An 18,931-nucleotide genomic window follows, 5' to 3' on the forward strand; every position below is an offset into this window, starting at 1 on the left:
CAAGTTAACTATGAAAAAAATAACCCAACGATTTTTCCAATTACATCAACAACTCGGTTTAGTGGTTAGCATCGCGATTATTGCCTGGGCGCTAAGTGGCCTTTCGCATCCCGTTATCACAAGAATAAACCCGAGCCCGGTACAATTTACCGCACCGAGCGAAGCGCTACATGCGCAAGCCTTTCACGCCGACAAGCTAAGCCAACAACTCGGCGCGATTGAAGCCTTGCGACTGTTCCATTTCTTCGGCAAAAATATTGCACGTGCACAAACCGCCACCGGCACCTACTATCTCGACGCCGTTACACTTGAGCTGTTGCCAAATTTCGAACGCGATTACGCCGCGGCACTGGCGCGGTATTTTGTCGGCGACGCCACCAGCGCCATCGAATCGATAACAATTATCGAGGCCTTTGACGAGGATTATTTAAACGTGAACCGGTTGCTACCGGTCACCCGGGTGAACTTTCAGCGCGACGATAATATGCGCGCCTACATAGACACCCAACAAGGCCGCTTAGCAACCTTGGTAGACGACAACAAGGCGGCAGCGGGTACTTTTTTTAGAGCCTTGCATACCTGGTCTTGGTGGCCGGCTAGCCCGATAAAAACGGCCGCGATGACCACGCTGCTGAGCCTCAGCTTACTGGTCATTGCCATGGGGCTTTGGCTCTACATTCAGCGCTGGCGCCAAGGCGTATTCCGCGCCAAGGCGCGTTGGTCGCGCAGCCGGCGCTGGCATGCCCACCTTAATGGCGGCACCGCAATTCTGGCGTTCTGCTTTGTGGCCAGCGGCTTACTGCATTTTCTGGTTAGCGAAGCAAGGCAAGCGAGCCCCAAACAAGTTGCGTCACTGGCGCCCAGTTCACTCAACATTGCCGATAATATTGTCGACGCCCAGTGGGTCAGCAGTGGCAAGCTCGGATTGTGGCGCTTGCAAACATCGCAACCGGACACTCAAACCCAAGCGCGCGCCCACCACGGTGGCGCGAAACCCGAGCGCTCGAATATCGTTTATCAACGCGGCGCTGGCGAACAAATCGAGGATGGCGAAAATCAATTGGCCGCCGCTATGGCGCAAGGTTGGCAGCAGGGGGAAATCCAAAAATTATCGCCCCAAACGCACTTTAGTCACGATTACGGCTTCATTAATAAACGCCTGCCGGTGACCAAGGTAAGCTATGAAGATGGCACCCTGTTGTTTGTGGAAGTGCAAACCAACACCTTAGCCGCGCGAGTAACCCCGTTAGATACCCTTGAAGGCTACAGCTTTGGCTACCTACACAAGTGGCATTTTTTGGATGGGCTGGGGAAAAATACCCGGGACGCACTGCTGGCCTTAGTGGCCCTTCTCATCGCCGTAGGCACCAGCCTTGGGCTCTACCGATACAGCCAAAAATCAAGCAAGTAAGGGCCCAATTTGGCTCGGGTTAACCGAGCCGGAAAATAACCGGAAACTCAACAAACCTGTTATTTATTGCAACAAATGTGCAAAAGCGGCTATTTTGTACTAAATTTTTAGCTGAGACGCTTTATTTCGTCCGCGAAAACCCCTAAAGTGCCCTCACTCGGCACCCGAGGATTATGACCCTTGGCCCCAAAATGGCCATGCTCGTGCATCGCTGGCAAAACCCTGCCCGCGCCCACCGAGCATTAAAGGTTGTAATCAACACCCAGGGGCCACTCCATATTCACTAACGATCAAAAATCGACTTATGGCTAATTACATACCCGACAGTACCGACCGCAAAATCCTAGACATTCTCCAGGGCAACGCAACTATCCCCAATATCGAATTAGCCGATAAAGTCTGCCTTTCACCTTCGCCCTGCTCGCGCCGCGTGAAGAACCTGCGCGACGAAGGCTTTATTCGCCAGGCAGTGACCCTATTGGAGCCATCAAAAGTTGGCCTACCCGTGAGTGTGTTCATTCAAGTCACCCTAAATCACCAAGTCAAAAGTGAATTAGAAACCTTCGAAAACACCGTGAACGAATGGCAAGAAGTGATGGAGTGCTATTTAATGACCGGCGATTTCGACTATTTGATTCGCGTCGTGGTGCCAGATTTACAAACCTACCAACGCTTCTTAGATGACAAGCTAACCCAAGTACCCGGCATCGATCACATCAAGTCGAGCTTCTCCATCAAACAAGTTCGCTATAAAACCGAACTGCCGTTGGAATTTATGCCGCGCTAAGGCTTCATTCGCCCTCCCTACTGGGAGGGCATTAGGCACTCAGGGACGATGAAACAATTTTTACTCCTCACCAGCCTGCTGCTTTTCATCGCACCCCTTGCGGCAGAAACCATCCTTCACTGCAAAAGCGCTAACGGCAAACCGATTTTTACCGATGACCCGCGTAAATGTGGCAAAGCGCCTGTAACTGAACACACCGTTGAGCTCAAGAATACCCACAACCAATACGGTGCGCTGGAATCTAAGGAATACTTCAATTACGCCAACCGCGCCCACACCCGCCTTGACGGCTATGCCATCGCTATTATTGTCGAATCTGAGTTACTCAGCACACAACCCGAACTCACCCGCAAGGCAGCCGATCGGCTCAGCCAAAAAGTAGCGCAAGCGCTGGCGATACTGCCGGCCCAACACCGGGCCCAATTTAACAACATTCGCTATTACATCTTCAGCGGCACCGGCTCAAGCTACGGCGGAAAAGACAGCGGGCTTTGGTACTTTGCCAAAAACAACCGGATTTCCAAGCGCTTTGACGACAGTATTGTGGTCAATTCAGCCGCCAACTTTATGGCAATGAGCGACAAATCCGCGCTCGCGGTGATCATTCACGAGTTGGCGCACGGCTTCCACCGCTACCATTGGCGGCGCTTAAGCCAGCTTTCACAACAAAGTTACACGCTGGCAAAACAGCAAAAGCTCTATACCAACCTACAATCCGACTCGGGCCGGTTGATTGAACAGGCCTATGCACTGAAGAACCACCGCGAATATTTTGCTGAGCTATCGGCGAAATTCTTTGCCGAGCACTTCTACCCACCTACCAATAGGCAGGGTTTGAAACGCTATGACCCACAAGGTTATCGGCTAATGGAAACAGCCTGGTTTTACATTGAGGCGCAATGACATGTTCCCCAGCCCAGATGCCCATGGTAAACTTTAGGACGAATATCACTTTAAAACCCCTGCATTAGGACAAGCGCCATGCTCGATGAGTTTGATCGCAAGATTCTGAGAACCCTCCAGGAAAACGCTGATTACTCTATGGCGGAGCTTGGCGACAAAGTCGGCCTATCGCACACGCCTTGCTGGCGCCGGATTAAAAAGCTTGAAGCCGATGGCATAATCAAACAAAAAGTAACGCTGTTAGACCCCAAGCAACTCGGTCTGGGCGTGACGGTGTACGCCTACATCACCATAAAAAGTCACGATGAGGCCAGCCTAGATGATTTCGAAAATGGCGTGCAAGACGTCGCCGAAATAGTCGAGTGCTACTCAACCAGCGGCGAAAAAGATTACGTGCTGCGGGTGGTAGTCGACAGCGTAGAACACTACGAACAACTGTTGAAAAAGACCATCGTGCACCTGCCCAATGTCGCCTCGGTGAATTCAACCTTTGCGCTCAAGCAAGTGAAATACACCACCTCCCTACCGCTTTAAGTGGTTACCTCTACATAGATTTTGGATCACCCATAAAAAAAGCCCGCCTTGTGGGCGGGCTGATCTATATCGAATGAAAACGCTTTAGCGGCTCAGGGGGTCGTCCTTCGCCTGTTCTGCTCCCATTCAATTCATCTACTAAACCAAGTCCATCTAAAGGAGACACATGACTAGCATCAACTAAAAGTTAAACGTTAAAAGTTTCAATCGCAACCTTTAGTCAACCTAACTTTATTTATAGCAGCTCCACCGCAAACTACCAGCCATCAATCTAAATGCATCCTCAATTGTGACTGATTAGCCACTTTTTAGCCTTGTAACTTACCTACCAGTAGGTTAATTTGGCGCTAACTTACCAACTAGATGGTTAATTAGCACCATGGTTCAAACCCGCTCGCGCAACCGCAAAGAAGAAATTCTAGAGCTCGCCATAACCCTGCTGCAAACCAAGGGCTTTGAAAGCTTTAGCTATCAAGACCTATCTAGCGCCATGGGTATTACCAAGGCCAGCATTCACCACCATTTCCCGCGCAAGGAAGACTTAGGTGTAGCGCTGTGCCAATGGATAAAGACCTGGCACGAGCAGCGTTTTCAGCAGGCCAAAACAGAATTTCCCGACCCTTGGCAGCGGCTCGATGCCTACCTGAACTGGTCTTTGCAATACGCCAAGGGCGCCAACAAAATTTGTCCGCTAAGTTCTTTACAGGCGGATATCAACTTGCTGCCAGTCTCAATGTGCCAATCAATCGCCGAGTTAGATCAACACGAAATTGATTTTATCTCGTCCATTTTGGCAGACGGGCGGGCAAAAAAAACCATGCACTTTTTAGGCGACGCCAACCACCAGGCCATGCTACTGGTGCTCGCCTGTAAAGGTGCACTGCAATATTCCCGTATCCACGGCCTCGAAGTCTTTGAGCAGGTCATGGCGCAATACAAAAACACCCTTAAAATTTAGAGGTAGCGGTAACAATGACTCAGCTTGATGCATTATTTTCACCCTTTACACTTGGCCCACTTCAGCTCGCTAACCGCATCGTTATGGCACCCATGACGCGCCAGTTCTCACCGGGCAATATACCCAATGATCTCGTGGTGGATTACTACAAGCGCCGCGCCGAAGGCGGTGTGGGTTTAATCATTACCGAGGGCACTTGCATCGGTCACAAAGCCGCCAACGGCTACGAAAACGTGCCTTACTTCTACGGTGAAAAAGCCTTAGCTGGCTGGAAAAAAGTAGTCGATGCCGTACACGGCGCCGGCGGAAAAATCATGCCACAACTTTGGCATGTGGGCTCGGTACGCAAAGAAGGCATGGAGCCGGATGGCGCAGTACCGGGCTTTGGCCCGTCTGGCTTAGTCGCACCGGGCAAGAAAAAATGTCATGAAATGACCAAAGCCGATATTGCGGAAGTCGTCACCGCCTACGCAGACGCGGCACGCGAGGCCATGAATTTAGGTTTCGACGGCGTAGAAATTCACGGCGCCCACGGCTATTTGATCGACCAGTTTTTCTGGGCTGGTATGAACGAACGCACCGACGAATACGGTGGCGACCTCGCCGCACGCACTCGCTTTGCCGTTGAAGTTATTCAAGCCGTACGCGCCGCTACCGCACCAGACTTTCCCATCGTGTTTCGCTTCTCGCAGTGGAAAATGCAGGATTACAACGCGCGTTTAGCCAACACACCCGAAGAGCTAGAAAGTTTTCTAATGCCACTTTCTGACGCTGGCGTGGATATTTTTCACTGCTCAACGCGACGCTTTTGGGAAGTTGAATTCGAGGGTTCGACACTAAACCTCGCCGGCTGGACCAGAAAAATCACCGGCAAGCCCGCAATCACCGTGGGTAGTGTCGGCTTAAATAAACCCTTTGTAGACGAAGAGAAAAAAGGTTTCTCCGGTGGCGAACCCGCCTCCATCGACAACCTGTTAACGATGTTAAACAACAAGGAATTTGACTTAGTGGCTGTCGGTCGCGCGTTAATAGCCAATCCAGATTGGCCATTGCGCTTGAAGCAAAACAAAACCATTGAAGCTTACGATTTAGAGCAATTGATGAAGCTCGTTTAAGTAAATCATGCTGCATACCACCACAGGGCGGTATGCAGCAAAGTCCTGACACCTAAGCCACTTTCGGCCTCAATTATCGTTAAATTGCGCCTGTAACCGCGCCAACTGCTTTTCTACTTTTCGGTGCTGGCGCTCGAGATCAGTTAGCGCAGCCCGATGCAATTTAATATCCTCTAACGCTTGCGTGCGCTGACTTGCGGAGCTTTTATCACTCACAATTAAGGCCTCAGAGTCGGCAATCAAATCCAGCTCCAGCTGCATTTGATGATCTATTCCGTGCAAAGACTCTTCTAACTCACGAATTTCCTGCGCCATTTCGAAGCGAACATAACCATCCGCATAACCGGCACTGAAGTCGCGAAAATCTTCGTGTGGGCAATTAGCGTTAACGGCCGCGCCACGGGCACCCAATTCATAGCCTTTGTCATAGGTACAATAGCGAATTAAGCCGGCAAAATAACCGTCCTCAAAACGCTCATAACGGCTACTCGGGCACTGATTGTTGTAGTTAGCGCCAGCTCGACCAAGCTCCATGCCACGCTCGTAAATACAGTACTCATCAATACCCTGTTGGTGCCCCTGTTTAAAGGCACTGAAGTCCGCTTTGATCTGGTGCTTAGAGCAATCTTTCTGATAGTTCTCAAACGCCGTAGCACTCTGCCCCTTAGCCCCGTGCTGATACCCCACCGCACGCCAGTCGGCCACCTCGCACTCTTCTTTGTTCATGGTCGCGCAACTGGCCAATAACATCACTAAAGAGAAATAGAGAAAATATTTCATGGCGTTCATGCTCTTATTAAAATGTTGCCGTCACCTAGCTGGGCGTTAATGGACACAACAGCAGCTAGGCATACCGGAGAAACAACCAAACGTCTGATCACAATGAATCAGCCTTACATCAAAAAACGCTCAACCGCGAGTGCAACAACGCCAGCAAGTGCTAACAAGCTCATGATTTTCCAAGTGCCAGCTGAACTTTCTAGCGCCGTCAAGCGCTCTTCTAAGGTCGCCGGTTTAGCGGCAACAGCGGCAGTTTTTGCTGGTTTGTTGTTACCTGAATTTTTATTACCTGGGCTTTTGTTACCAACACCATCCAAAGGCATAACAGCTTCCGCCTGCGGGCCTTTATCCGAGTCTCTATCCTCGAATTCAACGGCCAACCCCTGACGAATGGGGCCATCGCCCTGCCACTCACTTTTATGAAAGAAGAAATCTTTACCGCTTTTATCGTCAGAAATAAAACCGAAGCCTTTACGGAAGTCGTAACGCTTAATTGTGCCTTTGGCCATGCTTGTATCCTATTAATATGTAATGAAGGCAATAATGCCGATGTAAACTCTGGCTAAATTATGAAATGGTTGCCAGTGGTGATGTAAATATCCGTAATTCTAAGTATGTGTACCTTGTATAAATAACGCGCTTAGCATCTCAACTAACCTAGCCATTTAGGCTGGATTGGAGTGATTTATCATGCATGTATTAATATATTCCACGAATGACTCCCTATCAACGGAGCTTTCAAACGAAGAGGCTGGAAAGATTTGCGCCAGCATGGTATCCAAGGATAAATAAACATTTCCCTGATACTGTTCGACGCCCTGAAGAGCCTCCCACTTATACACGCTAACTCCAAAGCGATTCGAGTCGGTTATGCCTGACTCATTAAATTCAATTTTTCTCTTACCAAGCATTAAACCATCTTCATTGGGCATAGATTTGCGCTCAATCTCCTTTAAGTTATTTATATATGCAAATACAAAAATAACAAATGGAAACGCCATGGCTAAACCTGAAGGCCAGTGAAACTTAGATAAACTAAAATCATCAAATTGGAAGATGGTAAAAAACACTATCGCCACAACAAACCAAACAACAAAATTAACAGCAAAAGATCGCACTCCTTTTGCCTTACGATTTGATAACCTTAAAAAGGCAAACCTACTGTAAGTTCTAAAATCGTCCGCTGAAACTGTAAACTCTCTTATCAAATGAATAACCTATTTATTATTTATCTAATCGCGCCATGACGAACTAGAGCGCTCCACACTAGTAAAACTTAGCACCTGACTGACTAAAGGCTGGATTCTGTCACATTTCAGCAAGCTTGTGCTAACTATAGAGGCACTCAGCAGCGCTTCTGGCAAATATCTTAAGCCACACACTTCAAAGTGCTCTAACCAACCATTTTGTGACCCTAGCGACCTCAATGCACGACTGCAAGGACGCTGGAGTTAGAGCACCAAAAGTAGGCCCCCCTAGGCGACGCACGATCCGTTGCCAAGGGCAGCATCGCCTAAAAGCACCTACTTTTGAGGCCGGTGCGGGAGAACGATTTGTTGGATGGTTAAGTAATATGTTTGGAGCGTACACCAAGCGAGCGCTTTAACCGAAACTTGGGAAGCTGGTTGAACTCATATCTATGATCTGCCCAACTTTCAAAGCCCTCGAGCCAGCCATTTCACAAGCCACATGGACGTGGCGCTAGTGACTCAGCGCCGGATAGCGCTGATGGAGCGGTGAAATGGCTGGCTCGGGGGCTGGGCGCCTAAATAGCAAAACGTGGATGTGGCTGTTGGGATATAAGGAGAGATTGCAGTGATCTGCAGCACGCCGCTCCTGCGCCCTTCGGGACCGGCCACAAAGCATAGCTTGGTGTCGTTCGAGTTCACGCAAATAATAATTTGCTAACGTTCCTCTCACCCATGCGCCCGCGGCATACAGGCTTCCGGCGCTCACCCCTCCCAAGGCAAACTTAACGATAACGTAGTGATCTGCAGCACACCGCTCCGGTTTGAAATAAATCGGAGTGAATTCAGGCACTCCCTTCCGGCGTCCTGCCTCACGGGATGTACCTACATCCTGTAGGCAAAAAAAGCCCGGCTTTTTAGGGCCGGGCTTGAAATCCCATACAAATTGCAAGGGAGAGTCACAGGAGGAAAAACCTATAACGTCTGGGGCCGCTATGCCCTCATGACGGGTTTTAATCTTTTAGTCATTACGCAACTTATGCCTTCATAAAACGTTCTTCGGCAATTTTATTCGCAACAATACCCGTTGGCTGTTGCGTTTGTGCTGCGCGGTCAAATATCTGAATCAAGGTGTCGCCAATGCTTTCTACGTGGGTTTTCAGCTGGGCATCGGTCCCGCCGGTGCGTTGGTAATACACGTCCACAATACCGCCGGCGTTAATCACATAATCGGGTGCGTAGAGAATTTCGCGCGCGCGCAACATATCGCCATGGCGCTCCTCGGCCAGCTGATTGTTCGCTGCACCGGCAACAACACTGGCCTTTAATCGGCCAATGGTGTCGTCGTTGATAATCGCTCCCAATGCACAGGGGGCAAAAACATCTACGTTTTGATCAAAAATGGCATCGCCTTCAACCACAATTGCCCCCAACTCGCGCGCGGCTCGCTCGGTGTTTTCAGCAAAAATATCAGACACAATCAGCTCGGCGCCCTCGGCATGTAATTGCTTGGCCAAGCGGAAGCCCACATTGCCAACGCCCTGAATGGCCACTTTCAAGCCCTGCAATGAGGTTTTACCCAAACGATACTGGGCCGCCGCCTTCAAACCGACAAACACACCGTAGGCTGTGGTTGGGCTTGGGTCCCCCCCATGCTCAGAACCTTCCACCACGCCGCCAGCAAAGCGGGTGCGCTCGCCAATTTTTACCATGTCGGCAACGCTGGTACCGGAATCCTCTGCGGTGATGTAACGCCCGCCGAGGCTTTCGATAAAGTCACCCATGCTGTGCAACAAAGCGTCGGTTTTCTGGGTGCGGTGATTACCGATAATCACCGCCTTGCCGCCGCCCAGTTTGATATTAGAAATAGCCGATTTGTAGGTCATGCCACGGGACAAGCGCAGCACGTCGCGCAGCGCTTCTTCATCGCTGGCGTAGGGCCACATGCGGCAGCCACCCAATGCTGGGCCAAGGTTGGTGTTGTGAATGGCGATAATGGCTTTTAAGCCAGATTTGGCATCGTGATAAAAAGCAACGTGTTCGTGACCGTCAAAGGCCGAATGAGAAAACACCGACATAAACTACAACCTTGTCATTTTAGGGGCGCCTTTTGGGCAACAACTTCCAGCTCAAACCACCTTTTGGGTTGGCCTATGAGCAAACAAAATTCTAGCGCTAGCGAGAAAATAAAAGGTTGCTAAGAATGAAGCCGAAGGGTGGTGCGGAGGCAGGTATCGCTAAAAAGCCGACACTAATTAGCACATATGTTGCTTTTGAGGGATTCGCTACAAACTGCAAGGCGGGGGGACCGCCCCCCTTGCAAGCCACAAGCAAGGCCAAAATCAAGAGCGCAGGCATAACATTGCTCGGCTCTTGCTTTCACTAGCAACTAGCAGGTCCGATCACAGGGCAAGCAACTAGCAAGAGTATGGCCTCAAGCTTGTAGCTTGTAGCTTGTAGCTTGTAGCTTGTAGCCTGTAGCCTGTAGCCTGTAGCCTGTAGCCTGTAGCTAAGAATACTTAACCCCCGGCAAGACACACAGCATCTCATACAACAAGTTCGCTCCCACCACCGAGGTGGCCTTGCTGGTGTCGTAAGGTGGCGACACTTCTACGAGGTCCGCACCGATCACATCCAAGCCCCTACAACCGCGCACGATTTCCAGGCCTTGATGGACCGACAAACCACCCACTTCAGCGGTGCCAGTTCCAGGTGCGAAGGACGGGTCTAAACCGTCGATATCAAAGCTGATATAAACCGGGCCGCCGGCCACTTTTTCTCGCACTTCCGCCATTAACGGCGCCAGCGATTTATACCAACACTCTTCGGCCTGCACCACGCGGAAACCTTGATCGCGCGACCATTGATACTCGTCGGGCGAATAGCCGGTGCCACGCAAACCAATTTGCACTACCCGATTACCATCGAGCAACCCCTCCTCCATGGCTCGTCTAAACGGCGTACCGTGGGCGATACGCTCGCCAAACATGTGATCGTTAACATCGGCGTGAGCATCCACGTGTACAACACCAATAGGGCCATACTTTTTCTTCAGCGCGCGCAAAATCGGCAGCACAATGGTGTGATCGCCACCGATGCTAACTGGTGTGATGCCCGCCGCCACAACTTTATCGTAGTGCGCCTCGATAATGGCGACGCTTTTTTCAAGGTTGAAAGTATTGATAGGCACATCGCCAATGTCGGCGATGGATAAACTACCGAAAGGGTCGGCGCCGGTAGAGACGTTAAAGGGCCGCAACATACGCGACTCGTCGCGAATTTCGCGCGGGCCAAAGCGCGCACCGGGGCGGTTAGAGGCACCTATATCGAGCGGCACGCCAATGATACCCGCGTCTAATGGATCGGCCAGAGACAGCGCGGGCAGGCGCATAAAGGTAGCTGGGCCACCGAAGCGCGGCATGTCGTTGCCACCTAAAGGTTGATGCAGAACTTTTTTGCGTTGCTCGGTCATGTGCCTACTCCAATCGATACGCCTCACAAATAGAAGCGAGAAGAGACACAGTATGGCTGATTAGACGGGCAGGTAGAGCGGGACAGGTCAGATCAATAGTTAGGTTTGAGCGAACTATTGAGCTGCAAGCTGCAGGCCTCAAGCCTCAAGCCTCAAGCCTCAAGCCTCAAGCCTCAAGCCTCAAGCGCAGAGCTTAGAGGAAGCGCCAGGCCCTGTAGCTTGTAGCTTGCAGCTTGCAGCTTGCGACTTGCCGCTAAAGCGCCGCCAATTGCGCGCGGAGCGATTCAATCACCTCAGCCTGATTTAAACCGTCACACTCCACCACAATATCGGCGTACTCGCGATACAAACGGTTGCGTTCGGCAAAGACATCGTCGAAGGATTGATCGGGCCGGCGCGCAATACCGCGCGACTCGTAGTTGTGAATTCGCCGGCGCAGCTCATTGAGAGACACACTTAAAAACACCACGGGGCCATAGGTTTTCAAATGCTGCATACCCGCATCGCCATAAACCGCGCTACCACCGGTGGCGATAACATGGTTGGGCAGATCCGTTTCCAACAGTACCTCTTCTTCGATACGTCTAAGGTTTAAATAATCGGAGGCATCCATGATCTCCTGCAGGGTTTGCTTTTCGCGCACCTGAATCAACACGTCGGTATCGATAAAATCCTTCGCCAGCTCCTTCGCCAACACAACGCCAATGGTGCTCTTGCCCGCGCCAGGCATGCCGATGAGGATGATACTTTGCGGTTTCATAGGCTGTTTCCAAGCTACTTTAGTCAAATCTTGGCGCGCATTAAACCCCAGCAAAGGGGTGGCCACAAGGGACGAAAATTAAGGTAAGATATTTTCAACCTTAATAGCCTTAAGTTAGATTTCATGAAGCCAGACTCAGAGCTAGACCTGCGCCTGTTGAAACAGTTTGTCGCCGTGGCCGAATGCGGCGGGCTGAGCGCAGCTGAACAGCGACTGCAACTGTCTCGATCCACCATCAGCACCAATCTTGCAGAGCTCGAGTCGCGCTTAGGTTTCTGCCTTTGCCATAGAGGCCGGGGCGGCTTTTCACTGACCCAAGAGGGTAAGTCTGTGTATGCCGCTGCCACCGAGTGGATGCAAGCCGGCAGTCACTTTCAAGCGCAGATTGAAACCTTGAAGCACGACCAGCTGCAGGGCGAGCTAGTCATCGCTTTTAGCGATGACAGCCTCAACCACCCAGACTTCCATTTCGCGCAAGTGGTGGCGCAGTTCAAACAGCGGGCGCCGCAGGCGCGCTTGCGGGTGCACAGCCTAAACCCGCAAGCCATTATGGCAGCCTTGCAAAGTGGCGAGGCGCACATAGGCATAGCACCGCAAGCCGCCTTAACCGAGCGCTTTTTTTGCAAGCCCTTGTACCGCGAATTGAGTCAGTTGTATTGCAGCAAACAGCACCCGCTATTTACCAAAACAACCATTTCTGAAACCGAACTTGGCCTGGCCGATTACGTCAGCGCTGGCTACCCATGGCACCAAGAGCTCACCACGTTGGAATCCAAACTCACAACGCTCGCCATGGCGCCAGAGTTAGAAGCGCGTACCGCATTGATCTTATCGGGCGGCTATCTCGGTTTTTTACCCGTGCATGTGGCGCAGCCTTGGCTGGAGCAGCAACAGCTGAAAGCGATTTTACCTGGTCGCTTACAATTCAACATTGCCATGGCCGCACTCTGCCTCGAACAACAGCGCAACAATAAACTGTTGCAGCACTTCTTTGCCCTTTTGAACGACACCCACTATGTCAATGCTCAGAAAAATTAACGATATCGACCTAAAGCTTTTGCGAATTTTTCAGACCGTGGCCGACTGCGGCGGTTTTAGCGCGGCAGAATCTCAGCTCAATATTGCGCGCTCAACCATCTCAACCCACATGGCCGACTTGGAAAGCCGCTTGGGCCTAACCCTGTGCCAGCGCGGGCGCGCCGGTTTCGCGTTAACGGAGGAAGGCAAAACCGTCTACGATGCAGTGCAAGAGGTGTTTGCGGTTTTGGACGGCTTTCGCCAACAAGTAAACGGGCTGCACGAGAAACTTACCGGCGAGCTTAATATTATTTGCTCCGATGCCATCGTCGCCGATCCGCGCTTCAAACTGACCGAGATACTCGACGCATTTATTGCCAAAGCGCCAGATGTCACCATCAACATTTCCACCAACAGTTTGCCGGAAATGGAGCAGGCACTCATTGATGGCCGCGCCCACATTTGTTTTGCGCCGCGCCACCGGGACCTATCCAGCCTGAACTATCGCCCGCTCTATAACGAAGATTATTTCCTCTATTGCCACGCCAAGCACCCGCTGTTTGCAGCAAAAAGCGGCGCCATTAAAGATACGGACTTAAGCAAGCACAAATTTATTCACCCGGGTATTCAAACCATTGGCCAAGCCTCCTTGGCGATGGAGGGGCTACCCAGATCAGCCAATGCCTACATCTATGAGGTGCGTATGGCGCTGGTAAAAACTGGCCAATATATCGGCTTCTTTCCCAGCCACTATGTACAACCTTGGCTGCACAAAAAAGAATTGCGCGCGCTCTGCCCAGACACTCGGCACTACGCCGTCGACATAGCCGCCCTGACCCGAAAGACCGGCCCGCAAGACAAGCTGCTGAAGCAGCTTTTGATCCAGCTGGATAGAGTGTATGGCTAGATTAGAGGTCGAGCAGAAAGCCGAAACCGTTGACGCCGGCGAAACACAGTGAGCACGGCGTATAACCCTAAAAGTAGAGGCTCTAGATTGAGCGAGGCTAAATAGCTAGCGCGATATAGCTAGCGCGATGCAGCCACCACAGGTTTTGCAGGTTGGCCCCCCAGTGCGCGCATAACCCCGCCAACTCCGGCATCAGCCACCAATAAGGCGTAAGCTCTGCCCAGATCCCGCGAGGCAGCGAGCGAGACCTTACTGTGCAGTTGCTCCAAGAAATCCGGATCAGACATTTTCAGTGTCACGTCGAAATCTCGCTTGATAATCGAAACACACTCACGCGCGTGACGAATCGCCAATGGGTGCAACATCCAAGATTTATCGGCCATCTCCCTACCTCAAACAAAAACAATACATGTTGCTAGAGCCTAGTAGAGGCTTTCCGCCCTTAGCAAAGCGATTTAGCCCATCGGAACAAAACATTCCGAGAAAGGTGACGGGCTAGCCAAAACAGCTATTAAAAGCCTAGTGCACACGTACCAAGCAGAGAAAAAGTCACGAACCGGGGGATTTTCTATAACCCAAGGACATATCACACAGAGCCAAAATCAGGTGCGGTTAAGATTTTGAGCCCATCAAAACCCTGCATTTATCAGGGTTTCTGGCTTTTGAGCACAATATTTACCCCTTTCTTTAAAATAAACTGACAATGCCACTAATAAACTCGGCAAAAATTCTGTATTATCACGCCCAATTTTCGCACTGGCTTATCGAGTACCGTAATGACAGACTTAGCTAAATATAGAAACATTGGTATCTTTGCTCACGTGGATGCGGGTAAAACCACCACTACCGAGCGTATTTTGAAATTGACTGGTCGTATTCACCGCTTAGGTGAAGTACACGACGGCGCCTCAACCATGGATTTCATGGAGCAGGAAGCCGAGCGCGGTATTACCATTCAGTCCGCTGCCACCACCTGTTTCTGGGATGATCACCGCTTCAACATCATCGATACCCCCGGACACGTTGACTTCACCATCGAGGTTTACCGTTCACTGAAAGTATTGGATGGCGGTATCGGCGTATTCTGTGGTTCCGGCGGCGTTGAGCCACAGTCCGAAACCAACTGGCGCTATGCCAACGAATCCGAAGTGGCTCGCGTTATCTTCGTTAACAAGTTAGACCGTATGGGTGCTGACTTCTTCCGCGTTGTTGAGCAGATCAAGAAAGTATTGGGCGCACGCCCATTGGTTATGACCCTACCCATCGGCCGCGAAGACGAGTTCAAAGGCGTTGTCGACGTACTGACGCAGAAAGCTTACATCTGGGATGACTCTGGTCTGCCAGAAAACTACACCGTAGAAGATATTCCAGCCGACATGGTTGACGATGCACAAATGTACCGTCAGGAGCTGATTGAAACGGCTCTGGAAGAAGACGACGACCTGCTGATGGCCTACATGGAAGGCGAAGAGCCTTCAATCGAAGACATCCAGCGCTGCATCCGTCAGGGCACCATCAAACTGAACTGGTTCCCCACTTACTGTGGCTCTGCGTTTAAGAACAAAGGTATTCAGCTGGTTCTGAACGCCGTTGTTGACTACCTGCCAGACCCAACAGAAGCGACCAAAGTACCTTTGACTGACGAAGAAGGTGTTGAAACTGGCGAGTTCGCTACCGTTTCTACCGAAGAGCCGTTCAAAGCCTTGGCCTTTAAGATCATGGACGACCGCTTTGGCGCCCTGACCTTTATCCGCATCTACTCAGGTAAATTGAACAAGGGTGACACCATCCTTAACTCCTTTACCGGTAAAACCGAACGCGTTGGCCGCATGGTAGAAATGCATGCGAACGACCGTAAAGAAATTGAAAGCGCACAAGCCGGTGACATCATCGCCATCGTGGGCATGAAAATGGTTCAGACCGGTCACACCCTGTGTGATCCAAAGCACCCATGCACACTGGAAGCCATGGTGTTCCCAGATCCAGTAATCTCTATCGCAGTTGCGCCGAAAGACAAGGCCGGCATGGAGAAAATGGGTATCGCCATCGGTAAGATGGTGTCTGAAGATCCATCATTCCGCGTAGAAACCGACGAAGATTCAGGCGAAACCATTCTCAAAGGTATGGGCGAACTTCACCTGGACATCAAAGTAGACATTCTTAAGCGTACCCACGGTATCGAACTAACCGTTGGTAAGCCACAGGTTGCCTACCGCGAAACCATTACTCGCGAAATCGACGACAGCTACACCCACAAGAAGCAATCCGGTGGTTCTGGTCAGTACGGTAAGATCGACTACCGCATCCGTCCAGGCGAAGTTGGCACTGGCTACACCTTCAAATCTGTGGTTGTGGGCGGTAACGTTCCGAAGGAATTCTTCCCTGCGATCGAGAAAGGCTTTAAGAGCTTGATGGGTACAGGTCCATTGGCGGGCTTCCCCGTATTAGACGTTGAAGTTGAGCTGTACGACGGTGGCTTCCACGCCGTTGACTCCTCGGCCATCGCGTTTGAAATCGCAGCGAAAGGCGCTTTCCGTCAGTCTATGCCGAAAGCTGGCCCACAGTTGCTTGAGCCCATCATGAAGGTTGACGTGTTCACGCCAGACGATCACGTAGGTGACGTTATCGGTGACTTGAACCGTCGTCGCGGTATGATCAAGGATCAGGAAAAAGGCGTTACTGGCGTTCGCGTTAAAGCAGACGTGCCATTGGCGGAAATGTTTGGCTACATCGGAACACTGCGCACCATGACCTCAGGTCGTGGCCAGTTCTCCATGGAGTTCTCGCACTACCTGCCATGTCCACAGAACGTAGCAGACGAAGTTATTGCTGCTGAAAAAGAGAAAAAAGCTAAGAAGTAAAACCTACTTCAATGCTTGCGTTCTTTGAAGAAACCCGATGATGCAAATCATCGGGTTTTTTTATGTAACTAAGAAAGGGTCTATTTTTAAGCAAAAAAAAGCCGCTAAACGATAGCGGCCTTTGGCTAGTTGCCAGGTGCTAGTTGCTAGTTGCTAGTAAGTTTATAAAACTAAACTTCTGCACTGTGATAGACGTTTTGCACATCGTCCACATCATTTAACATATCCATAAACTTTTCGAACAGGGGAATATCATCGCCCTCAATCGGTGCGGTGGTCTTGGGCAGAAATTGAATTTCGTCTATATCGAAATCGAGTTCTGGCATCGCGTCCAATAGCGCTGTTTTAGCCTTGAAGTATTCGGTGTGAGGGGTTATCACGGTAACCTTATCGCCCTCGCTTTCTATCTCGATAACCTCCACATCGGCCATGATCAAGGCCTCAAGCGCCGCCTCTTCGTCACCGGTAAAGATAAATAAAGCACCGTGATCAAACATGTGCGCAACGGAACCCTGGGTGCCAATTTTACTTTTGGTTTTAACAAAGCATTGGCGCACATCGCCAAAGGTTCGGTTTGGGTTATCCGTTAAACACTCGATAATCACCATGCAGTTACCTGGGCCATAACCCTCGTAGCGCGCCAGTGCAAAATCTTCGCCGCCGGCGCCCTTGGCTTTCTGCAACGCTTTCTCGATCACATGCGCAGGTACCTGATCTTTCTTAGCCTTATCAATCAAGTTTCTTAAGGTGAGGTTACCTTCCGGCTCAACCCCGCCAGACTTGGCGCACACATAGATTTCTCGGCCGTATTTGCTATACACCTTGGATTTAGCGTCAGCGGTTTTCGCCATAGACTCTTTGCGGTTTTGATAGGCTCTACCCATAATCACGATTCTCAATGTGTGCTACGAAAAGGCTTATTTTACAGGGCTAGAGATCGCAGGCAAGGTGCCAAGTAAAGGCCTGATAACGCGCTCAGCCAGAGGCAAAAATTGCCTCTGGCTGAGCGCCCTAAACACTTGTAAATTAGGTTCATCGCAACTGACCTGTAAACACCAGCGTCAAACCAACCTTTAGATCATAGGACTCGCCCATGCACCGCAAGCGCACCAACAGAATGGCGAAATCGCTGGCAGCACTTTTCCTCATTGCTGCTGCTCTCGCCGGCAACAGTAGTCGCGCAGACATCAGTAGTCGCGCAGACAAGAGTGCGAATGGCGCTTGGCTTTTGGTCGATAATTTCGAAGACGGCAAGCAGTTTTCCCGCTGGGAAAAGCGCGACGCCGGCAACGAAACCGACCCCTATCAACCTAACCCGCAAGTGACTGAGCGCAGAAAAGCGGCTAACGGCAACCACTATCTGATTAAAAAACCAGCGCCGGAAGGCGTGTTAGGCAATAGAAAAGCGCTGAGCTTTTTACCGCTGCCACAAGCAATCGCGGTAGGTGAAACCTACACCCTGTTTACCCGTATCAATGTCGAGTACTTTCCCAACAACCACGTCTTCGGCTTGAGTAGCTACCTACCCGAGGATATCGTAAAACTCGGTTACGACGCGCTTGAACCAAGCCTAAGAGTAACCGACAAAACCGAATCTGACGGCAGCAAAAACAAAGGCGCACTGATGGTGAAAACAGACAGGGGCTACGCCGCAGTCGTCAACCCGGTAACACAGCAGGATGCCCAACCACTGCAACAAAACACTTGGTACGACATTTGGTATGTGGTGGACAACGCCCGAAAGATAGCCGGTGGGCAGCGCTACGATGTATACATACGGGGCGGCGAATTTACTGAGCAGACAAAGGTCTACAGCGGAGCGAGTTTTCGAATCCAGCGGGAGCAGCCACTTATCTACTTCCTAACCAATTGCAATACCGGGCCGAAAGAGCAGCCCTATGGCAACGGCGGTTTGCGCTACGACGATATTTATATGGCTAAGGGCCTGCATCTTTCCAATCCGATTCAGGGCATTTAATAAACTAGAGTAACAGGCAATGGGGTAAGAAGTACTAACAGACTAAACCCTAACGTCGGCGACCGTCTATCTTGCGCTACGCCAACAAAGCGGCCACAGCGCCCTGCAAACGCCCTAACGCCCTAACGCAAAAGCTGAAACACAGCCAGCCACATACCAACAACTCCCCGGTGGCAAAAGCACCGCCTCAACAGCCATCCCAGGCGCCAAGCGAACAATTATTGCGTTTGGAAAAAATAGTGCTAAAAATCACACAAATGG

General features: G+C 50.8%; 18 protein-coding genes. 10 read left to right on the forward strand and 8 right to left on the reverse strand.

From position 1 onward, the window contains the following. The first annotated feature begins 10 nt into the window (after positions 1–10). From QWY82_RS17430 to QWY82_RS17455, 6 genes are all read left to right on the forward strand, one after another. Positions 11–1,411 carry a PepSY domain-containing protein gene (locus tag QWY82_RS17430; protein WP_290264910.1) on the forward strand — a complete coding sequence of 467 codons (1,401 nt, stop codon included), beginning with the start codon at positions 11–13 and terminating at the stop codon, positions 1,409–1,411. 304 nt (positions 1,412–1,715) lie between these two features. Continuing rightward, the gene (locus tag QWY82_RS17435) at positions 1,716–2,198 is read left to right on the forward strand and encodes an Lrp/AsnC family transcriptional regulator (protein WP_290264912.1); all 483 of its coding nucleotides are present in this window, start codon (positions 1,716–1,718) and stop codon (positions 2,196–2,198) included. Between the two features lie 48 nt (positions 2,199–2,246). Next, a complete protein-coding gene (locus QWY82_RS17440; protein WP_290264914.1) occupies positions 2,247–3,101 on the forward strand; it encodes an anthrax toxin lethal factor-related metalloendopeptidase in 855 nt (284 codons plus the stop codon). A gap of 78 nt (positions 3,102–3,179) precedes the next feature. Next, positions 3,180–3,635 (forward strand): Lrp/AsnC family transcriptional regulator, encoded by a 456-nt coding sequence (locus QWY82_RS17445; protein ID WP_290264916.1) that lies wholly within the window; start codon positions 3,180–3,182, stop codon positions 3,633–3,635. A gap of 379 nt (positions 3,636–4,014) precedes the next feature. Then, on the forward strand, positions 4,015–4,593 hold the full coding sequence (locus QWY82_RS17450; protein ID WP_290264918.1) for a TetR/AcrR family transcriptional regulator: 579 nt from the start codon (positions 4,015–4,017) through the stop codon (positions 4,591–4,593). 14 nt (positions 4,594–4,607) lie between these two features. Then, entirely contained in the window at positions 4,608–5,708 is a 1,101-nt protein-coding gene (locus QWY82_RS17455) for an NADH:flavin oxidoreductase (RefSeq protein WP_290264920.1), read from the forward strand. 69 nt (positions 5,709–5,777) lie between these two features. On the opposite strand, the gene QWY82_RS17460 is transcribed toward QWY82_RS17455, so the two are convergent. The 6 genes from QWY82_RS17460 to QWY82_RS17485 form a co-directional block, all read right to left on the reverse strand. Then, the gene (locus tag QWY82_RS17460) at positions 5,778–6,488 is read right to left on the reverse strand and encodes a DUF2799 domain-containing protein (RefSeq protein WP_290264921.1); all 711 of its coding nucleotides are present in this window, start codon (positions 6,486–6,488) and stop codon (positions 5,778–5,780) included. Between the two features lie 113 nt (positions 6,489–6,601). After that, positions 6,602–6,997, reverse strand: coding sequence for a cold-shock protein (locus tag QWY82_RS17465; RefSeq protein ID WP_290264922.1), 396 nt, complete (start codon positions 6,995–6,997; stop codon positions 6,602–6,604). Positions 6,998–7,153: 156 nt separating this feature from the next. Next, complete coding sequence (locus QWY82_RS17470) at positions 7,154–7,696, reverse strand: YcxB family protein (RefSeq protein WP_290264923.1); 543 nt, start codon at positions 7,694–7,696, stop codon at positions 7,154–7,156. Positions 7,697–8,712: 1,016 nt separating this feature from the next. Further along, positions 8,713–9,753 carry a Glu/Leu/Phe/Val dehydrogenase dimerization domain-containing protein gene (locus tag QWY82_RS17475; protein WP_290264924.1) on the reverse strand — a complete coding sequence of 347 codons (1,041 nt, stop codon included), beginning with the start codon at positions 9,751–9,753 and terminating at the stop codon, positions 8,713–8,715. A gap of 431 nt (positions 9,754–10,184) precedes the next feature. Beyond that, positions 10,185–11,147 carry an agmatinase gene (gene speB, locus QWY82_RS17480; RefSeq protein ID WP_290264925.1) on the reverse strand — a complete coding sequence of 321 codons (963 nt, stop codon included), beginning with the start codon at positions 11,145–11,147 and terminating at the stop codon, positions 10,185–10,187. 253 nt (positions 11,148–11,400) lie between these two features. Beyond that, entirely contained in the window at positions 11,401–11,907 is a 507-nt protein-coding gene (locus QWY82_RS17485) for a shikimate kinase (protein ID WP_290264927.1), read from the reverse strand. 123 nt (positions 11,908–12,030) lie between these two features. Here QWY82_RS17485 and QWY82_RS17490 point away from each other — a divergent pair, with 123 nt between their 5' ends. Next, on the forward strand, positions 12,031–12,945 hold the full coding sequence (locus QWY82_RS17490) for a LysR family transcriptional regulator (protein WP_290264929.1): 915 nt from the start codon (positions 12,031–12,033) through the stop codon (positions 12,943–12,945). Beyond that, complete coding sequence (locus QWY82_RS17495; RefSeq protein WP_290264932.1) at positions 12,923–13,831, forward strand: LysR family transcriptional regulator; 909 nt, start codon at positions 12,923–12,925, stop codon at positions 13,829–13,831. Before QWY82_RS17490 ends, QWY82_RS17495 begins: the two co-directional genes overlap by 23 nt. Positions 13,832–13,950: 119 nt before the next feature. On the opposite strand, the gene QWY82_RS17500 is transcribed toward QWY82_RS17495, so the two are convergent. Continuing rightward, positions 13,951–14,214 carry a hypothetical protein gene (locus QWY82_RS17500; RefSeq protein ID WP_290264935.1) on the reverse strand — a complete coding sequence of 88 codons (264 nt, stop codon included), beginning with the start codon at positions 14,212–14,214 and terminating at the stop codon, positions 13,951–13,953. 393 nt (positions 14,215–14,607) lie between these two features. Between QWY82_RS17500 and fusA the strand changes: the two genes are divergently transcribed. Next, a complete protein-coding gene (gene fusA / locus QWY82_RS17505; protein ID WP_290264937.1) occupies positions 14,608–16,692 on the forward strand; it encodes an elongation factor G in 2,085 nt (694 codons plus the stop codon). A 170-nt stretch (positions 16,693–16,862) separates the two neighbouring features. On the opposite strand, the gene QWY82_RS17510 is transcribed toward fusA, so the two are convergent. Then, positions 16,863–17,576, reverse strand: coding sequence for a YebC/PmpR family DNA-binding transcriptional regulator (locus tag QWY82_RS17510; protein ID WP_290264939.1), 714 nt, complete (start codon positions 17,574–17,576; stop codon positions 16,863–16,865). 209 nt (positions 17,577–17,785) lie between these two features. On the opposite strand from QWY82_RS17510, the gene QWY82_RS17515 reads away from it, so the two are divergent. Further along, the gene (locus QWY82_RS17515; protein WP_290264941.1) at positions 17,786–18,670 is read left to right on the forward strand and encodes a hypothetical protein; all 885 of its coding nucleotides are present in this window, start codon (positions 17,786–17,788) and stop codon (positions 18,668–18,670) included. Positions 18,671–18,931 lie beyond the last annotated feature (261 nt).

Source organism: Simiduia curdlanivorans, assembly GCF_030409605.1.
Lineage (GTDB): Bacteria > Pseudomonadota > Gammaproteobacteria > Pseudomonadales > Cellvibrionaceae > Simiduia > Simiduia curdlanivorans.